This is a genomic window from Ruegeria aquimaris (genome assembly GCF_025751555.1).
In the GTDB taxonomy this organism is placed as follows: Bacteria; Pseudomonadota; Alphaproteobacteria; order Rhodobacterales; family Rhodobacteraceae; genus Ruegeria_B; species Ruegeria_B aquimaris.
The window spans coordinates 92,075-117,191 of sequence record NZ_JAOWLB010000006.1 but is presented as its reverse complement, the minus strand read 5'-3'; the positions used below and the strand labels follow the sequence as shown (position 1 = coordinate 117,191).

Annotated in this window: 21 protein-coding genes and 3 tRNA genes; 13 read left to right on the top strand and 11 right to left on the bottom strand. The window is 63.3% G+C overall.

Annotated elements, in window-relative coordinates; all coding sequences use genetic code 11:
* Positions 1-158: 158 nt before the first annotated feature.
* Positions 159-233, bottom strand: a tRNA-Gly gene (locus OE747_RS10825).
* 164 nt (positions 234-397) lie between these two features.
* Between OE747_RS10825 and OE747_RS10820 the strand changes: the two genes are divergently transcribed.
* Positions 398-886, top strand: coding sequence for a hypothetical protein (locus OE747_RS10820; RefSeq protein ID WP_263828618.1), 489 nt, complete (start codon positions 398-400; stop codon positions 884-886).
* 60 nt (positions 887-946) lie between these two features.
* On the opposite strand, the gene OE747_RS10815 is transcribed toward OE747_RS10820, so the two are convergent.
* The 4 genes from OE747_RS10815 to OE747_RS10800 form a co-directional block, all read right to left on the bottom strand.
* Positions 947-1,021, bottom strand: a tRNA-Gly gene (locus OE747_RS10815).
* Between the two features lie 33 nt (positions 1,022-1,054).
* A tRNA-Gly gene (locus OE747_RS10810) sits at positions 1,055-1,129 on the bottom strand.
* A gap of 174 nt (positions 1,130-1,303) precedes the next feature.
* Complete coding sequence (locus OE747_RS10805; RefSeq protein ID WP_263828617.1) at positions 1,304-4,741, bottom strand: pyruvate carboxylase; 3,438 nt, start codon at positions 4,739-4,741, stop codon at positions 1,304-1,306.
* Positions 4,742-4,870: 129 nt separating this feature from the next.
* Positions 4,871-6,034, bottom strand: coding sequence for an alpha-hydroxy acid oxidase (locus tag OE747_RS10800; RefSeq protein ID WP_263828743.1), 1,164 nt, complete (start codon positions 6,032-6,034; stop codon positions 4,871-4,873).
* A gap of 162 nt (positions 6,035-6,196) precedes the next feature.
* On the opposite strand from OE747_RS10800, the gene OE747_RS10795 reads away from it, so the two are divergent.
* Positions 6,197-8,593 carry an ATP-dependent helicase gene (locus OE747_RS10795; RefSeq protein ID WP_263828616.1) on the top strand — a complete coding sequence of 799 codons (2,397 nt, stop codon included), beginning with the start codon at positions 6,197-6,199 and terminating at the stop codon, positions 8,591-8,593.
* Here OE747_RS10795 and OE747_RS10790 read toward each other — a convergent pair.
* Together OE747_RS10790 and OE747_RS10785 are read right to left on the bottom strand one after the other, a co-directional pair.
* Positions 8,590-8,880 carry a DUF1330 domain-containing protein gene (locus OE747_RS10790; protein ID WP_263828615.1) on the bottom strand — a complete coding sequence of 97 codons (291 nt, stop codon included), beginning with the start codon at positions 8,878-8,880 and terminating at the stop codon, positions 8,590-8,592. The two genes, OE747_RS10795 and OE747_RS10790, sit on opposite strands and share 4 nt — an antisense overlap.
* A 365-nt stretch (positions 8,881-9,245) precedes the next feature.
* A complete protein-coding gene (locus OE747_RS10785; protein WP_263828614.1) occupies positions 9,246-9,470 on the bottom strand; it encodes a DUF1127 domain-containing protein in 225 nt (74 codons plus the stop codon).
* A gap of 981 nt (positions 9,471-10,451) precedes the next feature.
* Here OE747_RS10785 and mraZ point away from each other — a divergent pair.
* Genes mraZ through mraY form a run of 7 tightly spaced genes read left to right on the top strand, consistent with a single transcriptional unit; the run spans position 10,452 to position 18,092 of the window.
* Positions 10,452-10,955 carry a division/cell wall cluster transcriptional repressor MraZ gene (gene mraZ, locus OE747_RS10780; RefSeq protein WP_263828613.1) on the top strand — a complete coding sequence of 168 codons (504 nt, stop codon included), beginning with the start codon at positions 10,452-10,454 and terminating at the stop codon, positions 10,953-10,955.
* 4 nt (positions 10,956-10,959) lie between these two features.
* The gene (gene rsmH / locus OE747_RS10775) at positions 10,960-11,955 is read left to right on the top strand and encodes a 16S rRNA (cytosine(1402)-N(4))-methyltransferase RsmH (protein ID WP_263828612.1); all 996 of its coding nucleotides are present in this window, start codon (positions 10,960-10,962) and stop codon (positions 11,953-11,955) included.
* Complete coding sequence (ftsL, locus tag OE747_RS10770) at positions 11,952-12,320, top strand: cell division protein FtsL (RefSeq protein WP_263828611.1); 369 nt, start codon at positions 11,952-11,954, stop codon at positions 12,318-12,320. Before rsmH ends, ftsL begins: the two co-directional genes overlap by 4 nt.
* Entirely contained in the window at positions 12,317-14,104 is a 1,788-nt protein-coding gene (locus OE747_RS10765) for a peptidoglycan D,D-transpeptidase FtsI family protein (protein ID WP_263828610.1), read from the top strand. The genes ftsL and OE747_RS10765 overlap by 4 nt, the downstream gene beginning before the upstream one ends.
* A 17-nt stretch (positions 14,105-14,121) precedes the next feature.
* On the top strand, positions 14,122-15,603 hold the full coding sequence (locus OE747_RS10760; protein WP_263828609.1) for a UDP-N-acetylmuramoyl-L-alanyl-D-glutamate--2,6-diaminopimelate ligase: 1,482 nt from the start codon (positions 14,122-14,124) through the stop codon (positions 15,601-15,603).
* On the top strand, positions 15,600-16,994 hold the full coding sequence (locus tag OE747_RS10755; RefSeq protein WP_263828608.1) for a UDP-N-acetylmuramoyl-tripeptide--D-alanyl-D-alanine ligase: 1,395 nt from the start codon (positions 15,600-15,602) through the stop codon (positions 16,992-16,994). The genes OE747_RS10760 and OE747_RS10755 overlap by 4 nt, the downstream gene beginning before the upstream one ends.
* A 15-nt stretch (positions 16,995-17,009) precedes the next feature.
* Entirely contained in the window at positions 17,010-18,092 is a 1,083-nt protein-coding gene (gene mraY / locus OE747_RS10750) for a phospho-N-acetylmuramoyl-pentapeptide-transferase (RefSeq protein WP_263828607.1), read from the top strand.
* A 411-nt stretch (positions 18,093-18,503) separates the two neighbouring features.
* On the opposite strand, the gene OE747_RS10745 is transcribed toward mraY, so the two are convergent.
* A complete protein-coding gene (locus tag OE747_RS10745; protein ID WP_263828606.1) occupies positions 18,504-19,121 on the bottom strand; it encodes a hypothetical protein in 618 nt (205 codons plus the stop codon).
* A 322-nt stretch (positions 19,122-19,443) separates the two neighbouring features.
* Between OE747_RS10745 and murD the strand changes: the two genes are divergently transcribed.
* Complete coding sequence (gene murD / locus OE747_RS10740; RefSeq protein ID WP_263828605.1) at positions 19,444-20,844, top strand: UDP-N-acetylmuramoyl-L-alanine--D-glutamate ligase; 1,401 nt, start codon at positions 19,444-19,446, stop codon at positions 20,842-20,844.
* Positions 20,845-20,977: 133 nt separating this feature from the next.
* Here the strand turns inward: murD and OE747_RS10735 are convergent, their stop codons facing one another.
* The 3 genes from OE747_RS10735 to OE747_RS10725 form a co-directional block, all read right to left on the bottom strand.
* The gene (locus OE747_RS10735) at positions 20,978-22,162 is read right to left on the bottom strand and encodes a BaiN/RdsA family NAD(P)/FAD-dependent oxidoreductase (protein WP_263828604.1); all 1,185 of its coding nucleotides are present in this window, start codon (positions 22,160-22,162) and stop codon (positions 20,978-20,980) included.
* A 53-nt stretch (positions 22,163-22,215) separates the two neighbouring features.
* A complete protein-coding gene (locus tag OE747_RS10730) occupies positions 22,216-23,100 on the bottom strand; it encodes a DMT family transporter (RefSeq protein ID WP_263828603.1) in 885 nt (294 codons plus the stop codon).
* Positions 23,101-23,199: 99 nt separating this feature from the next.
* Positions 23,200-23,556 carry a winged helix-turn-helix transcriptional regulator gene (locus tag OE747_RS10725; RefSeq protein WP_263828602.1) on the bottom strand — a complete coding sequence of 119 codons (357 nt, stop codon included), beginning with the start codon at positions 23,554-23,556 and terminating at the stop codon, positions 23,200-23,202.
* A gap of 124 nt (positions 23,557-23,680) precedes the next feature.
* Here OE747_RS10725 and gstA point away from each other — a divergent pair, with 124 nt between their 5' ends.
* The 3 genes from gstA to OE747_RS10710 all read left to right on the top strand — a co-directional run bounded on the left by gstA (position 23,681) and on the right by OE747_RS10710 (position 24,953).
* Positions 23,681-24,295 carry a glutathione transferase GstA gene (gstA, locus tag OE747_RS10720; protein ID WP_263828601.1) on the top strand — a complete coding sequence of 205 codons (615 nt, stop codon included), beginning with the start codon at positions 23,681-23,683 and terminating at the stop codon, positions 24,293-24,295.
* Positions 24,292-24,681, top strand: a complete 390-nt coding sequence (locus OE747_RS10715; protein WP_263828600.1) for a nuclear transport factor 2 family protein — start codon at positions 24,292-24,294, stop codon at positions 24,679-24,681. The genes gstA and OE747_RS10715 overlap by 4 nt, the downstream gene beginning before the upstream one ends.
* A 65-nt stretch (positions 24,682-24,746) precedes the next feature.
* Complete coding sequence (locus tag OE747_RS10710; RefSeq protein ID WP_263828599.1) at positions 24,747-24,953, top strand: tautomerase family protein; 207 nt, start codon at positions 24,747-24,749, stop codon at positions 24,951-24,953.
* Positions 24,954-25,117: the final 164 nt, after the last annotated feature.

Here is a 25,117-nt window from a genome sequence, read left to right as displayed (position 1 = left end):
AGATACCTCCGGTTTGCCGCATGGGGCGGCGAGTCAGTTGCGCCAAGCTTTGCCGCAGATTTCTGGCCGCGTCAAAATTTTTGATCAAAAAAAAGAGGGGGTGGTGAAAGATGAGCGGAATGCGAAAGGCCGCCCACAGGGCGGCCTGATCGAGTGTCTGGAGCGGGCGATGAGATTCGAACTCACGACCCTTACCTTGGCAAGGTAATGCTCTACCCCTGAGCTACGCCCGCATCCGTTTTGCGGTCAATAGTCGGGCCTTCTTCGCCCTGCAAGGGAAAACATGCATTGAACCGCAGCGCCACTGGCCCTCTTTTCCGATCATGTTGTTGAAATACATTGATGCAGTACCACAACGCGGACCATGCTGGAGGGGACAAAGGGGGAGGTCCAAATCATGAAGTTTGCCGCAATTGCACTGGCGCTCGGGTCGGTGGCCTATGGTCCTGTTTTGGCTCAGTCGCTGGAACACTGGGGCTCGTCGGATTATTGGGACGTGCTGATCGATCCGACATTAGGAAACGGGTGCCTGATCCAGTCCACATTCACCGACGGCTCGACCGTACGTATCGGGTTCGACCGGGCGCAGGGGGCGGGATACGTGACCGCTTTCAACGAAGCCTGGGGAGATATCGTCGAAGGCGAGTGGTATCCGGTCTTGTTTGCGCTCGACGGTGAGGAATATGAGGCCGAGGCCCGTGGGATGTATCTCGAAGGCGTGCCAGGTGCGGACATTCTCTTCGACAATCCCGATTTCCTGTATGACATCGCGGCCAAGTACACGATGACGCTGTACAACGAAAACGGTGAGGTTATGTCGATCGACCTGACCGGCAGCATGGCCGCGCTTGAGGCGGCGATCGACTGTCAGGAAGAAATGGGCTGATCTCCGTCCGGGACGGATCGCTCCAAATCCAAAGAAAAAATGAACTGTTCCGAAGAAATCTGGAGCGGGCGATGAGATTCGAACTCACGACCCTTACCTTGGCAAGGTAATGCTCTACCCCTGAGCTACGCCCGCATCCGTTTGGCCATCCGGCCTGAGGTCTCAATCTGGAGCGGGCGATGAGATTCGAACTCACGACCCTTACCTTGGCAAGGTAATGCTCTACCCCTGAGCTACGCCCGCCCCGTTTGAGTGAGGAGGGAGATATAAACTACTGCCGGGGCCTGCAAGGGGAAAATGCGGGCGGGGCGGAAAATTCTTTGTCCCGTTTTCCGGGCTGCGGCGCGGGCAGGGGCGGGCACGAAAAAGCCGCGCCCCGGGCGGGGGCGCGGCCTGTTTCCGATGGTGGAAGTTTGCTTATTCCAGCTCGACCAGAAGGTCCTTGGCGTCGATCTGGCCACCGGGCTGGACATGCACCGCCTTGACGGTGGCGTCGCGCTCGGCATGGATGCCGGTTTCCATCTTCATCGCCTCGATGGTCAGCAGCAGATCACCGGCCTTGACCTTTTGTCCGGCCTGCACCGCGACCGTGGCCACCACGCCGGGCATCGGCGCACCCAGGTGGTTGGCATTGCCCGGCTCGGCCTTGGGCCGCTGCATTGTGGTGGATTTCACCAGACGGTTGGGCACCCGGATCACGCGGGGCTGGCCGTTGAGTTCGAAGAACACCTTGACCTCACCATTCTCGTCGGTCTCGCCGATGGCCTGGCAGCGGATTTCCAGCGTCTTGCCGGGGTCGATCTCGGCGGCGATCTCTTCGCCCGGCTCCATCCCATAAAAGAAGGTGCGCGTGGGCAGGGTGCGGACGGGGCCGTATTGGCGGTGGCGGCCCATGTAGTCCATGAACACCTTGGGATACATGAGGTATCCGTTCAGGTCCTCGTCATCGACCTCCTTGCCCTCCAGCTCCTTGGACACCTGGGCGCGGACCGCTTCCAGATCGACGGGCGGCAGATGGGCGCCGGGGCGTTCGGTATTGGGTGCCTCGCCCTTGAGCACCTTGGTCAGGATCGCGGTGGGGAAACCGCCCGGCGGCTGGCCCAAATTGCCCCGCATCATGTCCACGACCGAATCCGGGAAGGCGACGTCGGTCTTGGGGTCCTCGACCTGGGCGCGGGTCAAACCCTGGCTGACCATCATCAGGGCCATGTCGCCCACCACCTTGGAACTGGGGGTCACCTTGACGATATCGCCGAACATCTGGTTCACGTCGGCATACATCTGCGCCACCTCGTGCCACCGCTCTTCCAGCCCCATCGAGCGCGCCTGCGCCTTGAGGTTGGTGAACTGGCCGCCGGGCATCTCGTGCAGATAGACCTCGGACGCAGGCGCCTGAAGCCCGCTTTCAAAGGCCGCGTATTGCCCGCGCACCGCCTCGAAATAGTCGCTGATCTCGCGGATCGCCTTGACGTCCAGCCCGGTGTCCCGGTCGGTATGGCGCAGCGCCTCGACCACGGTGCCCAGCGTCGCCTGGCTGGTATTGCCCGAGAAACTGTCCATCGCGCAATCGACCGCGTCCACCCCGGCCTCCGAGGCGGCAAGGATGGTGGCGCAAGCGATACCGGCGGTGTCATGCGTGTGGAAATGGATGGGCAGGCCCACCTCTTCCTTGAGCGCGCGAATCAGCACCTTGGCGGCGGCGGGTTTCAACAGGCCCGCCATGTCCTTGAGCCCCAGCACATGGGCGCCCGCGTCGCGCAACTGCTTGCCCATCGCCACATAGTATTTGAGGTCATACTTGGCGCGCTCGGGGTTCAGGATATCGCCGGTGTAACAGATCGTGCCTTCGCAGATCTTGTTCTGCTCGACCACCGCATCCATGGCGACGCGCATGTTTTCGACCCAGTTCAGGCTGTCGAACACGCGGAACACGTCGATGCCGGTCGCCGCCTGGCGCACGAATTCGCGCACCACGTTGTCGGGATAGTTGGTATAGCCCACCCCGTTGGCGCCGCGCAGCAGCATCTGGGTCATCAGGTTGGGCATCGCCTCGCGCAGGTCGCGCAGGCGCTGCCAGGGGCATTCCTGAAGGAAGCGGTAGGCCACGTCAAAGGTTGCGCCGCCCCAGCATTCGACGCTGAACAGCTGCGGCAGGTTGGCGGCATAGGCGGGCGCTACCCGGATCATGTCGATCGAGCGCATCCGGGTCGCCAGCAGCGACTGGTGCCCGTCGCGCATGGTGGTGTCGGTGATCAGCAGCTGGCGTTGCGCCTTCATCCAGTCGGCCACCGCCTGCGGGCCCTTTTGCTCCAGCAGGTTGCGGGTACCCATGCGCGGCTCTCCCCGCCTTGCGGGCGGTTTGGGCGCGCGCGCCTCGGCGGCGGGCATCGGGCGGTCACGGGTCTCGGGATGTCCGTTCACCGTGATGTCGGCGATATAGGTCAGCACCTTGGTGCCCCGGTCGCGGCGCTTCTTGAACTGGAACAGGTCCGGCGTCGTGTCGATGAACTTGGTGGTGTATTCGTTCGACAAGAAGGTCGGGTGTTTCAGCAGGTTCTCGACAAAGGCGATATTGGTGCTGACCCCGCGGATGCGGAACTCGCGCAGGGCACGGTCCATCCGGGCGATGGCCTTTTCCGGGGTCGGCGCCCAGGCGGTGACCTTGGTCAAGAGCGAGTCGTAATAGCGCGTGATCACGCCGCCCGCGTAAGCCGTACCACCATCGAGGCGGATGCCCATGCCGGTGGCCGAGCGATAGGCGGTGATGCGGCCGTAATCGGGGATGAAGTTATTGAGCGGATCCTCGGTGGTGATCCGGGTCTGCAACGCGTGGCCGTTCAGCGCGATCTCGTCCTGGCTGGCCTTGCCGGTGGCCTCGGCCAGGGTCTTGCCTTCGGCAATCAGGATCTGGGCCTGCACGATGTCGATGCCGGTCACCTCTTCGGTTACCGTGTGTTCGACCTGCACGCGGGGGTTCACCTCAATGAAGTAGAAATTGCCGCTGTCCATATCCATCAGGAATTCGACGGTACCAGCGCATTCATAGTTCACATGGGCACAGATGCGGCGGCCAAGCTCGCAGAGCTCTTCGCGCTGGGCCTGGCTCAAATAGGGGGCGGGGGCACGTTCGACGACCTTCTGGTTGCGGCGCTGGACCGAGCAGTCGCGTTCCCACAGGTGGTAGATCTCGCCATGCTTGTCGCCCAGGATCTGCACCTCGACATGGCGGGCGCGGATGATCATCTTTTCCAGATAGCCCTCGCCGTTGCCGAATGCGGCCTCGGCCTCGCGGCGGCCCTCCATGACCTTTTCGGCCAGTTCCTTTTCGCTCTGGATCGGGCGCATGCCGCGCCCGCCGCCGCCCCATGAGGCCTTGAGCATCAGCGGATAGCCGATCTCGGCGGCCTCGGTGCGGATCGCATCCATGTCGTCACCCAGAACCTCGGTCGCGGGGATGACGGGGACACCGGCGGCAATGGCCACCTTGCGGGCGCTGGCCTTGTCCCCCAGCGACCGCATGGTTTCGGCGCGCGGCCCGATGAAGGTGATGCCGTTCTTGACGCAGGCATCGACGAAATCGGGGTTCTCGCTCAGCAGACCATAGCCCGGATGGATCGCGTCAGCGCCGCTTTCCTTGGCCACCCGGATGATCTCGGGGATTGACAGATAGGCCTGCACAGGACCCATCCCCTCGCCGATGCGATAGGCCTCGTCGGCCTTGAACCGGTGCAGGCCCAGCTTGTCCTCTTCGGCATAGACGGCGACCGTCTTCTTGCCCATCTCGTTGGCGGCTCGCATCACCCGGATGGCGATTTCGCCTCGGTTTGCGATGAGGATCTTCTTGAATTCAGTCATGGCGGGTCCCGGTGTCTGGTCAATTGGCCGTGGGTTTTAGGCGGACAATAGCGGTATGCAAATTGGTAGTTCTGGGTAGAACCGGCATGTTATCGCTCGCATCCGCCTCTTTTTGAAGCTGGCAGGCTTTCATGTTCCGGCGATGGCTGGAATGAGCCGCCGAGCCGGAGGGAGTTCGTGAAGGGTCGAAGCGCCCAGTTGCCCCATGTTCGCCTCCATGTCCTTGCGCAGGATGTCGATCACGTGGTCCGGACCGGCGTCACCCAACGCGGCAAGTCCAAAGTGGAAGGCGCGCCCCAACATGACGAAATCGGCGCCAAGCGCCAGGGCCCGCAGGATATCGAGACCGCCTTCGACGCCGCTGTCGAAAACCAGCGGCAGGCGCGTCGCGTCGCGAATCTCGGGCAGGGTTTCGACCGCCGCCGGTGCGCCGTCAAACTGTCGACCGGCGTGATTCGACACCCAGATGGCATCGACACCCAACTGCTCCAGCCTGTCGGCGTCTTCTGCCCGCGACACACCCTTGACGATGAACGGACCCTGCCAATGATCGCGCAGCCATTTCACGTAGTCCGCCGTCGGCGATGTCCGCAGGATGTAGCCGATATGGGCGGTGGGCGGCAGGTTGGCTATCCCGTGGGTATATTTGTCGAGGGTCCGCATATGCGGCATTCCAGCCTTCGCCATGCCCAGGGCCCAGGCGGGACGCATCGCCACCTGCGCCAGCAGGCGAGGTGTCAGTTTCGGGGGCTGCGTCAGACCGGACCGGATCTGCCGCTCGCGCCGCGAGGCGACCGGAACGTCGACGGTCAGAACCAAAGTCTTGAAACCTGCATCGCGCGCGCGATCCAGCAGGTCCTTGCGAATAGCTTCATCTTTTGGCGGGTATAGCTGGAACCAGGCTTGCGGTCCGATATGCGGGGCCAGATCCTCGGGGCTTTGGCTGGCGACCGTGGACAGGCAATAGGGAATATTGGCTGCCGCAGCCGAGCGGGCCAGGTGTCCCTCGGCGTCCGGCCAGATCAGCCCGGACATGCCGACGGGAGCAACCCCGAATGGAAGGTCGTATCGCGTTCCCAGGAATTCGGTTGCCAGATCGTATTCAAGCGGACCGTGCAGGATTGATGGCCGGAACCCGACCTGATCCAGCGCCGCGCGATTGCGGGCCTTCGTGGCCTCGACGCCGGTACCGCTATCCAGGTATTCCCAAACGAATTTGGGCAGGCGCCGCTTTGCGCGCCACTTCAGATCCATGATGCCGGGATAAGTGCTGTGCAGATCCATGCGGCGCATTAAGTTGTGACGTTGCGTAATTGTCCAGTCCTGCCGGGCATCCTTGACAAAATAATTCTGCAACGCAGCGAATGTGCTGTGTTCGCGGGAAATTTCAGGAATTTGCGAACAGGTCGTGAACATCCCCTTTTATTTCGCCCGGGCCCGACGTAGTTTGGTGCCATGAGCAGTTACGACGAAATGAACGCCTTTGAAGGCGCATCATTGTCGGCCCGGGCCATGGCGGCGCGGCCGACCCCCTATCTGGACGATCTGAACCCGGCTCAGCGCGAGGCGGTGGAGCGGCTGGATGGTCCTGTCCTGATGCTCGCGGGGGCCGGCACCGGCAAGACCAAGGCGCTGACCGCGCGCATCGTGCATCTGCTGATGACCGGCCGCGCCCGGCCCAACGAGATCCTGGCCGTGACCTTTACCAACAAGGCCGCGCGCGAGATGAAGACCCGCGTCGGTCGCATGCTGGGCCAACCGGCCGAGGGCATGCCCTGGCTGGGCACCTTCCACTCGATCTGTGTCAAGCTGCTGCGCCGGCATGCGGAACTGGTGGATCTGAAATCGAACTTCACCATTCTCGACACCGACGACCAATTGCGCCTGCTCAAGCAGCTGGTTCAGGCCGCCGATATCGACGACAAGCGCTGGCCCGCGCGGTTGTTGGCGAACATCATCGACGGCTGGAAGAACAAGGCGCTAACGCCCGACAAGCTGCCCTCCGCCGAGGCTGGCGCCTATAACCATCGCGGGCCCGAACTGTACGCCCAGTACCAGACCCGCCTGCGCGAGCTGAACGCGGTCGATTTCGGCGACCTGCTTTTGCATATGGTCACCATTTTTCAGACTCATGCGGATGTGCTGGAACAATATCAGCGCTGGTTCCGCTATGTGCTGGTGGACGAGTACCAGGATACCAATATCGCCCAGTATCTGTGGCTGCGGCTGCTGGCGGGCGGGCATCGCAACATCTGCTGCGTGGGCGATGATGACCAGTCGATCTATGGCTGGCGGGGCGCCGAAGTGGGCAATATCCTGCGGTTCGAAAAGGATTTTCCGGGCGCACATGTGGTGCGGCTGGAACAGAACTATCGCTCGACCCCGCATATTCTGGCTGCCGCCTCGAATGTCATTCGCGGCAACGAGGGACGATTGGGCAAGGAGCTGTGGACCGATGCGCAAGAGGGTGAAAAGGTCCGCCTGATCGGTCACTGGGACGGCGAGGAAGAGGCCCGCTGGATCGGCGAAGAGATCGAGGCGATGCAGGGCGGCACACGGGGCGTGCGGCCTGTCTCGCTGGACGAGATGGCGATCCTGGTGCGCGCGGCGCATCAGATGCGCGCGTTCGAGGACCGCTTTCTGACCATCGGCCTGCCTTACAGGGTGATCGGCGGCCCTCGTTTCTACGAGCGGATGGAGATCCGCGATGCCATGGCCTATTTCCGGCTGGTCACCAGCCCCGAGGATGATCTGGCCTTTGAGCGGATCGTGAACACGCCAAAGCGCGGCCTTGGCGACAAGGCGCAGCAGGCCATTCGCGCGGTTGCGCGTGAAAACGGGGTGTCGTTGGTCGAAGGCGCGCGGATCGCGGTGGAAAATGGCCAGATCAAGGGCAAGGGCGGCAAGGCGCTACAAGAACTGATCGACGGGCTGGCCCGCTGGGCCGCACTGACGCGCGGACCCCGGATCGAATTTGACGACGATACGGTGATCGACGATGGCGCCGCCCCGATGCAATTCGCTGCGCCCGAAGTCTCTCATATCGAACTGGCGCAGATCATCCTGGACGAATCCGGCTATACCGCCATGTGGCAGAACGACAAGACGCCCGAGGCGCCGGGGCGGCTGGAAAACCTCAAGGAACTGGTCAACCAACTGGACAATTTCGAAAACCTGCAAGGGTTTCTGGAACATGTCAGCCTTGTCATGGACAACGAGCAGGACAGTGATGGTGCCAAGGTCTCGATCATGACCCTGCACGCGGCCAAGGGGCTGGAGTTTCCCGCCGTCTTCCTGCCGGGATGGGAGGACGGGCTGTTCCCCTCGCAACGCTCGATGGATGAAAGCGGCCTCAAGGGGCTCGAAGAGGAGCGGCGGCTCGCTTATGTCGGCATCACCCGCGCCGAAGAGGTCTGTACGATCTCATTTGCCGCCAACCGGCGGGTGTTCGGCCAGTGGCAGAACGCGCTGCCCTCGCGGTTCATCGACGAATTGCCCGAGGATCATGTCGAGGTGCTGACGCCTCCGGGCCTCTATGGCGGTGGCCTGTCCACCCCCGGCATCGAAAGCCGCGCGGCGGCGGCGGATGGCTATAACTCTCCCGGCTGGAAACGATTGCAGGCGCGGCAGGGGCAACATGGGCTTTCACAACCGCGCGAAAGCCGCAGCACGGTGATCGACCTCAACGCGGTGGCAAGCTTCACTTTGGGCGAGCGCGTCTTTCACCAGAAGTTCGGCTATGGACAGGTGATCGGCATCGAAGGCGACAAGGTCGAAGTCGATTTCGACAAGGCCGGTCTCAAAAAGGTCGTGGCCCGTTTCCTCTCTGCAAAGGACGACGTGCCGTTCTAGAGACCTTCGACAAGAACCATGTTCGTCTTCGCCGTGCGCTGTCGGATTTTCGCCAGTTCCCGGTAGTCCGGGTCATTCTTCCAGGCCCGGGCCGTTTCCATGTCTGGAAACGCCAAAATCACCACACCGCCTTCAGGCCAAGTTCCCTCGACGCATTCCACCGGTTTTGACGAAACCGTAAGCAGGCGGCCATTGTGGCGTTCGAAAATCGGCATGAAGCCTGCGAGATACTCCTGATATCCTGTGGGATCTCGGATTTCTATTTGCGCAATGAAGTAGGCAGGCATTCGGCATCCCCCCATGGAAATTGTGACTTCAGTCTAGGTTTTCCGCGAACAAAAGAAAACGGCGGTTCCCAGGGAGGAGGAGGGGAACCGCCGTTCTTTGCAACACCGGAGCAGGGAGGAGGAGAGGCCCCGATGTATCCGAACCCGGGATCGACGCCCGGTATGAGGGTCGCGGCGGTGCAGGGAGGAGGAGAGCACCGCCGCGCGCTTTCTACACCGGACAGGGAGGAGGAGAGCCCGGTGTATCCGCATCCGGCTTTCTTTGCCGGTATTGATGCGGCGGCATCAGGGAGGAGGAGGATGCCGCCGCCTTGTTTCAGGCCCCAGGGAGGAGGAGAGAGGCCTGATCCGTAAAACCCTTGCGCTTAGCGCGCGGTGTATTCCTGCGCCGCCTGTAAAGCGACGCGTTTGATCATCGACCGATGCAGGCCGAGATCCGCCAACTCGCGACCGGAAAGCTTCGATAGTTCGTTTACGGTCTCACGGTACACGCGGTAGCGGGCAAAACGCGCCACCGCTGCTTCGATCACCGACAAAAGGCCAAACCCGTGCTCGACCTTTGCTGCGGTATGTTCGCTTGCCATCGCCATTGTCGTCTTCCGTCTCTGTTCGGTCAGCGCCTTTGGGTGGCGCCCTGTTGAGACTGAAGATAGGGGAATGCTGCAGGTGCACAATAGTTTTTCGGGTCAATGCTGCTATGCAGCAAGCGCATACTTTCCTGGAAACCCTATGGAATCGCATAATTTTCCTTTTTTTATTGAGCTTTTGGTGAGGCGGGCATGGGGCGTGGGGAAATCTTGAATGAACATTCAAGCTTTGACGCCTGAAAGTTACGCCACGTGACTTATTTTGCGGCGCAAAAAAAGTCAGGCATTGAGGCAGCCTCGGACGCGGGAGGGCTCTCTCTAACTGGCGTGTTTGCTGAGCTACAGGGAATCGACAACGGCGCGGGATTCTCGCGGGGTGTTGCGAGAGGGCGAGCGTTCCCATGGGAAATCGTGGGCGGGGATGGGGCGCGCCCTGGGTCGGGTCGATGTTTTTCAGTTAACAGCGCTGATTCGCAGCGCAAATTCAGAACAATTAACGAACATTCATTGCTTAATCAGAGCTGGGAGAATTTTTCTGGGATTTTTTGGGAAATCGAGGGGGCATGTCTCGTCTACTATATATAGTTGCGGGTGGAAAAAAGTTGCCAATTTGTGGTGATCAAATCGTTCGTTACATGATATTGTGTGGCTTTTATTACCACAAAGCTTGGATGAGGCCCTCAAAATGCAGTTGATTTCCATGATTTCCCATGGCATCCCTTGTTCATCCGATGAGGACGAGGCGACAGGGGCACCAAACGACCCCAACCAACAAAAACAAGGTTTCATACAGGCATCTTGCTTTCATCGAACCAAGAGATCCGGCGCGCGAGCGAGCAGACATCCCCCCAGGTGGCGCGCGCAGTCGGACACCCCGCAAGGCGGGCAAAGTCGGCGGGTTGATCAGTGGCAGCAGATCAACCCGCCGTTTTCATTCTGGGGGACGGAAAGACAATGGGGGCGCAAGCGAAAGGGACAGTCAGCTTGGCGCGCAGGTTCAGAGGCGAAAGCCACCACAAGGTGGATGCTAAGGGGAGGGTATCGATACCCGCCTCGTTTCGTCGTGTCCTGGAGGCGGGCGATCCCAACTGGCAATCCGGTGGCAACCCCGAGCTGGTCATTGTTTATGGCGATCACCGCCGTAAGTTCCTTGAATGTTATACGATGGAGGCGATCGACGAGGTCGATGCCAAGATCGACGCGCTGCCGCGCGGCTCGATGGAGCGCAAGATGCTCCAGCGCATGTTCCATGGTCAGTCTTTTCCGACCTCGGTCGATGAAACCGGTCGCTTGGTTCTGCCCGCCAAGCTGCGCCAGAAGATCCAGCTGAACGACGAGGCATTCTTTATCGCCGCCGGTGACACGTTCCAGATCTGGAACCCCGCGACCTATGATGCCGAAGAACTGGCGGCGGCCGAGGAATGGCTCGACGAACTGCCCGACGACTTCGATCCGATGCAGTTTCTCGACGGGGCCGGGGGCACCTGAGGTCATGTCCGCTGCCGCTGCCCCCCAATCCAACGATCCCCACATTCCGGTTCTGCTGCGCCCCCTTCTGGCGGCGGTGGCCCCGGTGTCCGGCGTCTGGCTGGACGGCACTTTTGGCGCCGGCGGTTACACGCGCGGCCTGCTTGCCGCCGGGGCGGAAAAGGTGATCGCGGTCGACCGTGATCCGCTGGCCTTTCAAATGGCCGCCGATTGGGCCGCCCAATATGGTGACCGACTTGTGATGCAGCCCGGCGTCTTTTCGCGCCTGGACGAATATGCCTCTGACCTCGATGGGGTCGTGCTGGATCTCGGGGTCTCCTCGATGCAGCTCGATCAGGCCGAACGCGGGTTTTCGTTCATGAAGGACGGCCCGCTCGACATGCGGATGAGCCAGGACGGGCCAAGTGCCGCCGATCTGGTCAATTCCGCCTCGGAAAGCGATCTGGCCGACATCCTGTTTCACTATGGCGAAGAGCGCGCCAGTCGCCGCATCGCGCGTGCCATAGTCAAGGCCCGGAGTACGGCGCCGATCGAGACCACGTTGCAACTGGCGGGAATTGTCGAGTCCTGTCTGCCACGCGCAAAGCCGGGCCAGTCGCATCCGGCGACGCGCAGCTTTCAGGCGCTCAGAATTGCGGTGAACGCCGAGTACGAAGAGCTGTTCCAGGGCCTTATGGCCGCCGAACGCGCCTTGAAACCCGGTGGCAAACTGGCTGTGGTCACCTTTCATTCGGTCGAGGACCGGATGGTCAAGCGGTTCCTCCAGGATCGTGCCGGGCGCACCGGACGCGCTAACCGATATGCACCCGAAACAATCGAAGACCTCCCCCGGTTCGATCTGCTGACCCGCAAGGCGGTTGGTCCCGACGATCAAGAACTGTCGGAAAACCCAAGGTCGCGCTCGGCCAAGCTGCGGGTCGCGGTGCGCACGGACGCCCCGGCTGGAGAAATAGAGGCAAGGGCGATCGGAATGCCGCAACTCAAGGGGGGGACGCGGTGAAAAGCGTGATCTATGTGCTGACCGCATTGTCGGTTCTGGGATTGGCGCTCTGGGCCTATCAGGAGAATTACCGGACGCAGGAAGTGCTGAACGAGACCCAGCGGCTTCAGCGCGAGATTGGCGCGGCGCAGGTGCGCCTTAGTGTCTTGCGGGCGGAATGGGCCTATCTCAACCGCCCGGACCGGCTGCGCGAACTGGCGGATCTGAATTTCGAAAGCCTCGGCCTGTTGCCGATGCGCCCGGACCAGTTCGGCCGTGTGGCCGACATCATGTACGCCGTCGATCCGGAATTGCCCATCGTTGACGGTGTCGATGTCTCGAACTTCTCCGATCTCGGAACCCTGCCGCCGGAGCAACAGCCATGATCCGCACGCCACTCCGCCCGCTCGCCCGTATTCTGGATGCCCGCGCCAAGGGGGAGAACCCCGATCTGATCGAACGCGAGAACATCCGCCGCAGGCATGACGAGATGCAGGACCGTGCCCGCGCCCGCGCCGAGGGGCGGTTACTGGTTCTCGGTGTCTTCTTCTTCTGTGCCTTCTCCGTCGTTGGCGCCCGCATGGGGATGCTGGCCTCGTCCGAGGCGCAGGAGCCGATGGCCAGCGCCACCGGCGCGTCTATCGCCACCCAGCGCGCCGACATCATCGACCGCGAAGGACGGCTTCTGGCGACGAATTTCGAGACACACTCGCTCTATGCCCAGCCCCCCCTGATGGTCGATCCGGTGGCCGCCGCCGAGGGGCTGGCGCGGGTGTTTCCGGATCTCGATAAGGAGCGGCTGATCCGCGATTTCACCGGCAAGCGGAAATTCATCTGGATCAAGAAACGCATCAGCCCAGAGCAGAAGCAGGCGGTTCACGATATCGGTGATCCGGGCCTGTTGTTCGGCCCGCGCGAGATGCGGCTTTATCCCAATGGCCAGCTTGCCGCGCATATCCTGGGCGGGGCCGGGTTTGGTCGCGAGGGGGTCGAGGCCGCCGAGGTGATCGGTGTGGCGGGTGTCGAAAAGCAGTTCGACGGCTATCTTCGAGACCCGGCAAATGGCGACAAGCCGTTGCAACTGTCGCTGGACCTGACGGTTCAGGCGGCGATGGAGCAGGTTCTTTACGGCGGCATGAAGATCATGAACGCAAAGGGCGCCTCGGCGGTCCTGATGAATGTTCACACGGGCGAGGTGGTTGCGGCCGCTTCGCTGCCTTCCTTCGACCCGAACGACCGGCCTCGCCCACCCACCACAGGCTTTGACCCTTCGGACAGCCCGCTGTTCAACCGCTATGTGCAGGGGGTCTATGAACTGGGCTCGGTGTTCAAGATCTTTGCCGCGGCGCAGGCCGTGGATCTTGGGCTTGTCAATTCCGAAACCATCATCGACACCTCGGGGCCGATGCGGATCGGCAAATTCCCTATCGGCGAGTTCAACAACAAGAACTATGGCAAGATCAGCGTCGCGGACGTGATCGTGCACAGCTCGAACCGCGGCACCGGGCGGCTGGCGCTTCAGATCGGGTCCGAGCGGCAGCAGCAGTTCCTTGGCGCTCTGGGCATGTTCGATCCGACGCCTTTCGAAATCGTTGAGGCGGCAGGCGGACAACCGCTCAAACCCAAGACCTGGGGTGAGCTGAGCACTGTGACCATCTCATATGGTCACGGCCTGTCGACCAGCCCGATGCACCTGGCTGCAGGCTATGCGGCGATTGCCAATGGCGGACAGTATGTCAGCCCCACGATCCTGAAGCAGAAAGGTCCGCAATACGGCCCGCGCGTGATGTCGGAAAACGCGGCGCAACAGGCGCGCATGATGCTGCGCAAGGTGGTTACCAGCGGCACCGCCAGCTTTGGCGAGGTGCCCGGCTACGTTGTCGGCGGCAAGACCGGCACCGCAGACAAACCCAGGCCGCGGGGCGGATACTATGAGGACAAGGTGATCGCGACCTTTTCCAGCATCTTCCCGGCCAATGACCCGAAATACGTTCTGGTGGTCACGCTGGACGAGCCCTGGATCGTGGCCTATGGCGAAAAGCGCCGTACGGCCGGTTGGACAGCGGTTCCCGTCGCTGCCGAACTGATTGGGCGTGTCGCGCCGCTGCTGGGTCTCAGACCACAGCTTGAGCCCGGGCAAGGGGCTGGCTATACGCTCACCTCGAACTGAACAGGGGTAGGTGCGCCATGGGCGAAACGGCAAAGACACTTGGTCAACTGGCCCTGACCGCGCGCGGCGGCCGGGATCCGGTGATCACCGGGCTGGCGGTGGACACCCGCCAGGTCAAGGATGGCTATCTTTTTGCCGCGCTGCCCGGGACCCGCATCCATGGCGGGGAATTCATCCAATACGCGCTGCGGATGGGTGCGGCCGCAATCCTGACCGATGCCGAGGGCGCCCGCATCGCGGCCGATGAACTGGCGGCCTCGCGGGCGGCGCTGGTGGTGGTCGAGGATCCGCGTCAGGCGCTGGCGCTGACGGCAGCGCTCTGGTTCGGCGCGCAGCCTACCACCATGGTTGCGGTCACCGGCACCAACGGCAAGACCTCGGTCTCGACCTTTGTGCGCCAGATCTGGACCGAGCTGGGCCATGATGCCGTCAACCTTGGCACCACCGGGGTCGAAGGCGCCTGGACCGCGCCGCTGGCTCATACCACGCCGGAACCGATCACCCTGCATCGTTGTCTGGCCGAGGCGGCGGCAAACGGCGTTACCCATGCGGCGATGGAGGCCTCCAGCCACGGGCTGGAACAGCGGCGGTTGGACGGAGTGGTGCTCAAGGCCGCCGGGTTCACCAATTTCACCCAGGACCATCTGGACTACCACGCCACTTTCGAGGCCTATTTCGCGGCCAAGGCAGGACTCTTTCGCCGTGTGCTGCCACCTGATGGGGTGGCGGTCATTAACATGGACGACCCCAAGGGCGCAGAGATGCGCGCCATTGCCGCCGCGCGCGGCCAGAATGTGTTGACCGTTGGGCGCGGTCCCTGTGACCTGAGCCTGACCAACCAGCGCTTTGATGCCACCGGGCAGGACCTGCTGTTTTCGTGGCGGGGTAAACCTTATCAGGCGCGGCTTGACCTGATCGGCGGTTTCCAGGCGGAAAACATCCTCTTGGCCTGCGGGCTGGTCATCGCCTGCGGCGCGGACCCGGTACGTGTGTTCGAGACCCTGCCGCATCTGGGCACGGTCCGGGGGCGGATGCAGCTGGCCGCGACCCGCGCCAATGGTGCTGCGGTCTTTGTCGATTACGCCCATACCCCCGATGCCGTGGCGACCGCGCTCAAGGCGCTGCGCCCACATGTGATGGGCCGGCTGGTGGCCATTGTCGGCGCCGGTGGCGACCGTGACGCGACCAAACGCCCGCTGATGGGCAAGGCGGCGGTGGAAAACGCCGATATCGTCATCATCACCGATGACAACCCGCGCAGCGAGGACCCCGCGCTGATCCGTGCCGCCGTGATGCAGGGCGCCCCCGGTGCGACTGAAGTGGGCGACCGGGCAGAGGCGATCCTGCGGGGTGTCGATACGCTGGAACCGGGCGATGCGCTGCTGATCTGTGGCAAGGGGCATGAGACGGGGCAGGTGGTAGGCGATCAGGTGCTGCCCTTTGACGATGTGGAACAGGCCAGCATCGCCGTGGCCGCACTGGAAGGACGGCTGGCATGACCCTCTGGACCGCAGCCGAAGCCGCCGAGGCCACCGGGGGCCGCACCACGGGCGACTGGCAGGTCAGTGGCATCTCGATCGACACCCGCACAATTGCGCCGGGTGACCTCTTCGTCGCACTGACCGCCGCCCGCGACGGCCATGACTTTGTGGCGCAGGCGCTGGAGAAGGGTGCGGGCGCCGCGCTGGTCTCGCGCATCCCCGAGGGTGTATCCCAGGACGCGCCGCTCTTGCTGGTCGATGACGTGCAAACCGCGCTTGAAGCTTTGGGCCGCGCCGGTCGTGCCCGCACACAGGCGCGGGTGGTTGCAGTGACCGGCAGTGTCGGCAAGACCTCGACCAAGGAAATGCTAGCCGCCATGCTGGGCGCGCAGGGCCGCACCCATGCCAGCGTCGCCAGCTACAACAACCATTGGGGTGTACCGCTGACGCTGGCGCGGATGCCGCGGGACACCGAATTTGCGGTGATCGAGATCGGAATGAACCATCCCGGCGAGATCGCGCCCTTGGCCCGCCAGGCCCGCCCGCATGTGGCGATGGTCACCACCGTCGCGGCGGTGCATCTGGAGGCGTTTGACGACGTGGCCGGTATCGCGCGCGAAAAGGCCGCGATCATGGAAGGGCTGGAGCCCGGCGGCGTGGCGGTGCTGAATGCCGATATCGCCGAGGCGGATATCCTGCGCGCCGCCGCTCGGGGCGCCCGGCAGCTCTCGTTCGGGCGCGCCGCGCAAGACTATCGCCTGACCGGGGTCGAGGTGGCGGATGGGATGACCCATGCCCGTGCCGACACTCCGTCCGGCCCTGTCAGTTTCACCCTGCAATCGGCGGGAACGCATTTCGCGATGAATGCTCTGGGGGCTCTGGCCTGCTGCGATGCGCTGGGTGCCGATGCGGGGGCGTCGCTGCAAGGGTTGCAGCGCTGGACCCCCTACAAGGGGCGCGGCGCGCGCGAGATCGTGACCCTGCCCGGCGGGACGCTGACCCTGTTCGACGACAGCTATAACGCCAACCCCACCTCGGTCGGTGCTGCGCTTGAGGTGCTGGCAGCTGCTCTGGGCACCCGCCGGGTCGCCTTTCTGGGCGACATGAAGGAGCTTGGCCCCGAAGAGCTGCCGCTGCATGCGGGGCTGGCCGCGCTGCCGGCGATGGAGATGATCCACGAAGTCCATTGCATCGGGCCGCTGATGCGCGCCCTGTTTGATGCTCTGCCCGCGGCAAAACGCGGGCGCTGGACCGAGACCGGCGCGCAGATGTTGGCCCATCTGCCCACGCTGGTCGCGCCGGGCGATGCGGTGCTGGTCAAGGGCTCGCTCAGTATGGGATTGGCCCGTCTTGTTGACGGGCTGCGTGAAATGGGCCATGGGGCCGGATCGAAACAGTCGGAAACGTAACAAGGACGCCGTCGCATGCTTTACTGGTTGACCGCCCTGTCGGACGGGGGGGATGTCTGGAACCTCTTCCGCTACATCACCTTCCGCGCGGGCGGGGCCTTTATGACGGCGCTGATCTTCGGGTTCCTGTTCGGACGTCCGCTGATCAACGTGCTGCGCCGCAAGCAGGGCAAGGGCCAGCCGATCCGCGACGACGGCCCCGAGGGGCATTTCTCCAAGGCGGGCACGCCGACCATGGGGGGGTTGCTGATTGTCGGGGCTTTGCTCACTTCGACCCTGCTCTGGGCGCGCTGGGACAATCCGTTTGTCTGGTTGGTACTATTCGTCACCCTCGCCTACGCCTGCATCGGCTTTGCCGACGACTATGCCAAGGTCTCGAAACAGAACACCAAGGGCGTCTCAAGCAAGATGCGGCTGGCGCTGGGCATCATCATCGCGGTGATCGCCGCCGTCTGGGCGAGCTATAACCACCCCGAGGCGCTGCAAAATCAGCTGGCCCTGCCGGTCTTCAAGAACACCTTGATAAATCTGGGTTATTTCTACGTCCCCTTCTCGATCTGCGTGATCGTCGGCGCCGCCAACGCGGTCAACCTGACCGACGGTCTGGACGGTCTGGCGATCATGCCGGCGATGATCGCGGCCTCGACCCTGGGCGTCATCGCCTATGCGGTGGGGCGGGTCGATTTCACCGAATATCTCGATGTACATTATGTACCGGGGACCGGAGAGATCCTGATCTTCACCGCCGCTCTCTTTGGCGCCGGGCTGGGCTTTCTGTGGTATAACGCGCCGCCCGCGGCCGTGTTCATGGGCGATACAGGCAGCCTTGCGCTGGGCGGCGCGCTGGGCGCGATTGCGGTCGCGACCAAGCACGAGCTGGTGCTGGCCATCGTCGGCGGGCTTTTTGTTGTGGAAGCTCTGAGTGTTATCATCCAGGTGCTCTATTTCAAACGCACCGGCAAGCGGGTCTTCCTGATGGCCCCGATCCATCACCATTACGAGAAAAAGGGCTGGGCCGAACCCACCATCGTGATCCGGTTCTGGATCATCTCGCTGATCCTGGCGATGATTGGGCTGGCCACACTCAAGGTCCGCTGAGGCGGGCCTTTCGTACACCGAATTGACCGTTTTGTACCCGCTCCGAGAGGGGGATTGACCGTTTTGTACGGGGTGGTATGCCCTGTTTCCCGGCCGTCATGGCCCACTCATAGGCTACTCTGTCGAGGTGGCTGGACCGTGACGTGAAGCGGGCAAAGGATGGCGTACGTGGCTGATTATGGCGACGTGTTGGAGCCGTGGTTTTGACGGCAGCTATGCGGACGAAGCAGTAGCGTGAGCCGCGTGCTGGCATGGAACTGAAAGGCCCAGTTTAGCCCTTCAACGACACCTCGCCCCGTGTCATAAGAACGTCCTCGTCGTTCGAAACAATGGATATTTTCCTGGATACGTTCGAGAGCGTTGACGAACTGCGTTTTGAAAACTGAGCAGCGGGAGGTACCAGAGTCCTAGTCATGGCACTTGGGACCGTAAGATGCCCACAATCACGCAGGACCAAGCTATTAGTACAAGCAGTACCGTGAGAGTGCCCGTGCCATATTGTCCAATCTCTTCAGTGCTGACGGGCTTTGCGAATGTTGGAATCTTCGCAAGTTCTGGAAACTCTTTTGTTAGCCGCCTCCAGAATAAGAGACCAGCGAACCCACCGTACAAGACCCCCAAATGCATCGGCCATAATACGTTCCAAAACAACAACTCGATCCCGTTAGAATTGTTGCTGCCCATTAGCACTGTCACTGAGAACAGCAGGATGAACGAAACGGTTCCCACAATGGTGATTGCGAGAGCGAGGCACCACGGAAGACCAAATCGACCAACCCTTAGGCCCTTCTCCACTGCATTGCTTCCGACAAAAAACAGAGCGATTGCCCAAAACAGCCAAAGGCCAAAATCAAGGAAAACAGCAATCGCGCCTTGGCCTGTGTCGGCCAGAATGAGCACCGACAAGTTCAGAATGAACCCAAACGGGAATGCCAAAAAAGAGGCAGTTAACATAGATTTTCGTAACTCGAGCAATGAAATCGCATGTTCGTCTTGGGGTTCAACCCTTAGCCATGAAGTTGTCGTCATCCAATCTTTCCTGTGGCACACCCTGACCTAGTTACTCAGTTTCGATCTTATAGACAGATCGACTTGATAACAGTTAGAAAACGTTGCGTGTGGGTTCGAGGCAGACAGTCTCGGGCTGACATTGTCGACTGGCCGACGCGCGCCCGTCGTGAAAACGCCGTCGACAGGTAGTGCGTGCGACCTTCGGGTTCGCAGGCTGATCCGTTTCGACTAGCGTGTGAGGCCTCGGTTTTGTTCTTCTCTTCCTGTTGACCGACCCCGCTTGCAATCCGCCAAAGCCTCGGTACAGGGTGGCGGCAGATGGGTTTGGGGGAGAGCAGGCATGATCCCGGTCAGAGGGTTTGCGGGCGCCAGGGTGGCGGTTTTGGGCTTGGGCCGCTCGGGGCTGGCCACGGCGCGGGCCTTGCGCGCGGGGGGCGCCGAGGCGCTGTGCTGGGATGACAACCAAGCCGCGCGCGAGGCGGCGGAGGGTGAAGGGTTCACCATCCGTGACCTGCGCAAGCAGGGCGTCTGGGACGATACCGCCTGTCTGGTCGTGTCGCCGGGCATCCCACATCTCTATCCCGCGCCGAACCCGGTGGTGGCCGCCGCGTTGGAGGCGGGGGTGCCGGTGGACAATGATATTGGCCTCTTCTTCCGGTCGTTCGCGGGGCCCGAGTGGGACGGGTTCGACACGCTGCCCCGCGTGGTGGCGGTGACCGGATCGAACGGCAAGTCGACCACCTCGGCACTGATCCACCACATCCTGACCGAGGCCGGGCGGCCCTCGCAACTGGCGGGCAATATCGGGCGCGGGGTGCTGGATATCGAGCCGGGAGAGGAGGGCTCGGTCGTGGTGCTGGAGCTTTCCAGCTATCAGACCGATCTGGCCCGGGCGCTGACCCCGGATGTGGCGGTGTTCACCAATCTCTCGCCCGACCATCTGGACCGGCATGCAGGCATGGGCGGGTATTTTGCGGCCAAACGGCGGCTCTTTGCCGAGGGCGGGCCGGACCGGGCGGTGATCGGGGTGGATGAGACCGAGGGGCTGTACCTGGCCGGGCAGTTGTCCGAGGGGCCGGGCGATGACCGGGTGATCCGGGTGTCGGTGAGCCGCAAGCTGACCGGGCCGGGCTGGCAGGTGTTTGCGCGCAAGGGGTATCTGAGCGAGTACCGCAAGGGGCGGCAGGCGGGGGCCATCGACCTGCGCGACATTCGCGGGCTGCCGGGGGCGCATAACCACCAGAACGCCTGTGCGGCCTATGCCGCTTGCCGGGCGCTTGGGCTGAGCCCCAAGGCGATCGAGGCGGGGATGCGCAGCTATCCCGGCCTGCCGCATCGCAGCCAGATCGTGGCCGAGGCGGGCGGGGTCACTTATGTCAACGACAGCAAGGCCACCAATGTGGATGCCGCACTCAAGGCGCTGGGCGCGTTCAAGCGGATCCGCTGGATCTGTGGCGGCTTGCAGAAAGAGGGCGGTATCGCGGCGCTGAACGATGGGTTGGGCGAGGTGCTGAAGGCCTATGTCATCGGGCGCGAGGCGGCGCAGTTCGCGTTGCAGCTGGAGGTGGAGGCCGAGGTCTGCACCACCATGGCGCGCGCGGTCGAACGGGCGATGGAAGAGGCGGAGCCGGGCGATACGGTGCTGTTGGCGCCCGCGGCGGCCAGTTTCGACCAATACGACAATTTCGAACGTCGCGGCGAGGATTTCATGGCCGAGGTGCGGGGGCGGCTCGGGGGTTAGGGGGCGCTGCCCCCGTCACCTTCGGTGACTCCCCCGGGATATTTCACGCAAGAGGAAAGAACGCAGGCCTGCTCCTTCATTTCGCCTCAAATACTCCGGAGCGCGAGGCAGCGCCTCGCATCGGCGCTTGCGGTCAGTGCCGCGCCGATGCGATCGCGGTGCCGGCGGCGTGGCCCGAGGACCAGGCCCATTGGAAGTTGTAACCGCCGAGCCAACCGGTGACATCCACCGCCTCGCCGATGGCGTAGAGGCCGGGGAGGGATTTCGACGCCATGGTGCGGGCGTCGAGCGCGTCCGTGTCGATGCCGCCGAGCGTGACCTCGGCGGTGCGATAACCCTCGGTGCCCGAGGGTATCAGGCGCCAGTCATGCAGTGCCTCGGCAAGCGCGCGGAGTGCGCTGTCGGGCTGGTCGGCGAGGCGGCCTGAGAGGCCTAGCTGTGGCGCCAGCGCCTCAATCAGCCTTGCGGGCAGCAGGCGGGCCAGCTCGGTGGTCAGATCGCGGCGGCCCGAGGTCTGCCGCTGGTCGCGCAGCGCGGCGTAGAGGTCGCGGTCGGGGGCGAGGTCGATGCGGATCTCCTCTCCCGCATGCCAGTAGGAGGAGAGTTGCAGCACCGCCGGGCCGCTGAGGCCGCGATGGGTGAAGAGCAGCGCCTCGTCAAACGAGGCGCGCACGTTTGACAGGCGGGCGGGCAGGGCGACACCGGCGAGGGGCGCAAATCGACCCTCGGGGAAGGTGAAAGGCACAAGGCCCGCGCGGGTCTCGGTCACCGGCAGGTCGAACTGCCGGGCGATGTCATAGGCGAGGCCGGTGGCGCCCATCTTGGGGATCGACTTGCCGCCGGTGGCCAGCACCAGGTTGCGGGCGCTCAGCCGCTCGGTCCGGCCCTCGCGTTCGACCGTCAGCGCGAACCGTCCGTTTGCATGGGACAGGTCCCTGAGGCTGGTGTTCAGCCAGAGGGTTGCGCCCGCGCGTTCCATCTCCGACAGCAGCAGGGCGACGATCTGTTTCGCCGAACCGTCGCAGAAAAGCTGGCCCAGGGTCTTTTCATGCCAGGCGATGCCGTGGCGGTTCACCAGGTCGATGAAATCCCACTGGGTATAGCGGGCCAGCGCCGATTTGCAGAAATGCGGGTTCTGCGACAGGAAGTTCTCGGGGCCTGAATACATGTTGGTGAAGTTGCAGCGGCCACCGCCCGAGATGCGGATCTTTTCGCCCGGCGCGCGGGCATGGTCGAGCACCAGCGTGCCCGGTCCCGCATGGGCCGCGCACATCATGCCGGCGGCACCTGCGCCCAGGATGATCGTGTTCAACTGCATCTGCCGGGGGTGCCGTACCGCGCGCGATTTGGCAAGGGGTCCGGCGAGGGGGCTCAGATGATTGGCGGAATCGCGGGCTTGCGCCGCATGCCGCTGAGCGCGTTGAGCGCCACGGCGCAAAGGATGATCGCGCCGCCCCAGAGGGTGCCTGCGCTGGCCTCTTCGCCCAGGATCAGCCAGACCCAGACCGGCGCCAGCATGGACTCGATCATGGTGATCAGCGTCAGTTCGGCGGCGGGCACCACCTGGCTGCCCATCGTATAGAGCGCCATGCCCACGGCCAGCAGGCCCGCGCCCATCGCCATGGCGAAGGCGATGTCGCGCGCGGGCACCAGGAGCGGCTGGCCGGTAAGCCCGAGCATTCCCAGCGCCACCATCATCGACAGCATGCCGCCGATGGCGACGGCGGGCATCATGTCGCCCAGCCGTCCCCAGCGCAGCGACAGGGTGAAAAGCGCAAATCCCATGGCCGAGGCGAGCGCCGCAAGATTGCCCGCCAGCGCCCCCAGCGCCAGCCCTTCGCGCACCATCACCACCAGTCCGACGAGGGCGATGGCGATGGCGGCCCAGGTGGCGCGCCGCACGCTTTCGCGCAGCACCACCCAGCTGAGCGCGGCAGCCAGAAAGGGGGAGGCGGCGAACAGGAAGACGGCATTGGCCACGGTGGTGGACTGGATGGCAAAGATCGCGCCCGCGAAGGCCACCACCAGGCCGAAGCCCGCCATCAGCCCGGCCCGCCCGGTGGCGCGCAGGGCAGGCAGGATCGGCTTGCGCCTGCGCCAGGCGAAAAAGGCCAGAAGCATGGGCACCATCGCCGCCGAGCGCCAGAACAGGATCGCCCAGGTCCCGGCCTCGTGAATCTCGCGGATGGCGAGGCCCATGAGCGACCACAGCACGGCGGCGGTCGCCACCAGAATGACACCTGTCGAATAGTTCATGCGCCGCGCCCTCTGCCCGATTTTCCGGGCGATGGTGGCGGCGGGGCGGGGGGGCGTCTGTTCCGTTCGCGACGCGATGCGCCGCAAAAGGCCGGTATGTCAGGCGGTTGCGCCGTTCCGTTTCTTGAGCCGGTGGCCCACATCGACAATCGCCAGGATCGCGGGAACCAGATCCTGGCCGAGTTCGGTGAGCGAGTATTCCACCGATGGCGGCGAGGTGGGCCGCACCTCGCGCCGGATCACGCCCTTGTCTTCCAGCTCGCGCAGGCGGGTGGTCAGCATCTTGGCCGAGATGCCGGGAATGTCGGTCTTGAGCTCGTTGAAGCGGCGCGCGCCGCCGCTGAGATACCAGATGACATTGGGCGTCCAGGCGCCGCCGAGAATGGCCATGCATTCGCTGAGCGGGCAGGTTTCGGGCAGCGGGGCGGCCTTGTTGCGGGTGATCTTGAGCGCCATGGGAGTTTACCTGGTAACCACGGGGTAACCCGATAATGGAGTTACAAGAGGAAATCAAGTTTACTTTGGTAACTGCGTTCTTACCTGTTGCCCACGGAGCTTTCCGAAACAGGAGTATGAACGGATGAAACTCTACTACAAACCGGGCGCGTGTTCGCTGGCCAGCCATATCGCCCTGATCGAGGCGGGCGAGAAATTCGAGCTGGAACAGGTGGATACGGCCGAGGGCAAGACCGCCTCTGGCGGTGATTTCCGCGCCATCAACCCCAAGGGATATGTGCCCGCACTGGTGCTGGACGAGGGCGAGACGGTGACCGAGGGGGCCGCCATCCTGCAACTGATCGCCGAGCGCAACCCCGATGCCGGGCTGGTTCCGGCGGCTGGTGGGCTGGGTCGGACCCGGGTGCAGGAACAGCTGAACTTCATCGCGTCCGAGCTGCACAAGGCGTTTGGGCCGTTCTTCTCGGGCAAGCCGCTGGAGGGCGAGGCGCGCGACGCGGCGGTCGAGCGGGTCAATGGCCGGATGCAGCTGGTCGAGGCGATGCTGGCGGATGGTCGCGCCTATCTGAACGGGGCGCAGTTCAGCGTCGCCGATGCCTATCTGTTCGTGGTCACCAACTGGGCCAATTTCCTGGGCCTGTCGCTGGACGGCGTGCCCAACCTCAAGGCGCTGGTGGCCCGGGTGGCCGAGCGCCCCGCGGCCCGTGCCGCGATGCAGGCCGAGGGGCTGTTGGGATGAGCATGACCACCGGAGAGGCGCCCTTTGCCGCCGTGCAGGCGGTGATCGGGACCTATTTCGACGGGCTGCACCATGCCGACAGCATCCGGCTGCGGCAGGTGTTTCACCCGCAGGCGATCTATGCCTGTGCCAGCGGCGGCGACTGGCTCTATCGCGACATGGAGACCTATTTCGCGGTGGTCGATCAGCGGGTGTCGCCCGCCAGCAAGGGCGAGGCGCGGCGGGATCGTATCCAGTCGATCGAGTTTGCCGGGCCGGACACGGCGCGCGCGGTGGTGAACTGTGCCATCGGCGACAGCTATTTCACCGATTTCCTGACCTTTGTGCGGCAGGGCGGGCGCTGGCAGATCCTGGCCAAGGTGTTTCATGCCGAGCCGCTGACATAGCGCTCTGAACAGGCGGGCGGCGCGCCTGGCGCGCGCCGTTACTCAGGACCAAAAGGAGGGTTTCCATGCCTTACGTCAATATCAAGATCACCCGCGAAGGGGCCACGCCCGCGCAAAAGGCCGAGCTGATCGCCGGTGTCACCGACCTGCTCAAGCAGGTGCTGGACAAGAACCCCGAGACCACTTTTGTCGTCATCGACGAGGTGGAGATGGAGCATTGGGGGATCGGCGGGCTGCCGGTCGAGGAATACCGGCGCCGCAAGGCGGTGTGACACCCGGTCTCCGCCCCGGTTGCCCCGGGGCGGAGATATGCCGCCTGCCGACAAAGAGGCTGGCACGATTGGCGCCTTTGCAGTACGCTACCGTCAGATCCGGCACGAACCGGACACGAAGACCCCGAAGAGGGGCGCGAACGAGGCAGCAAACGGCAGTGGTG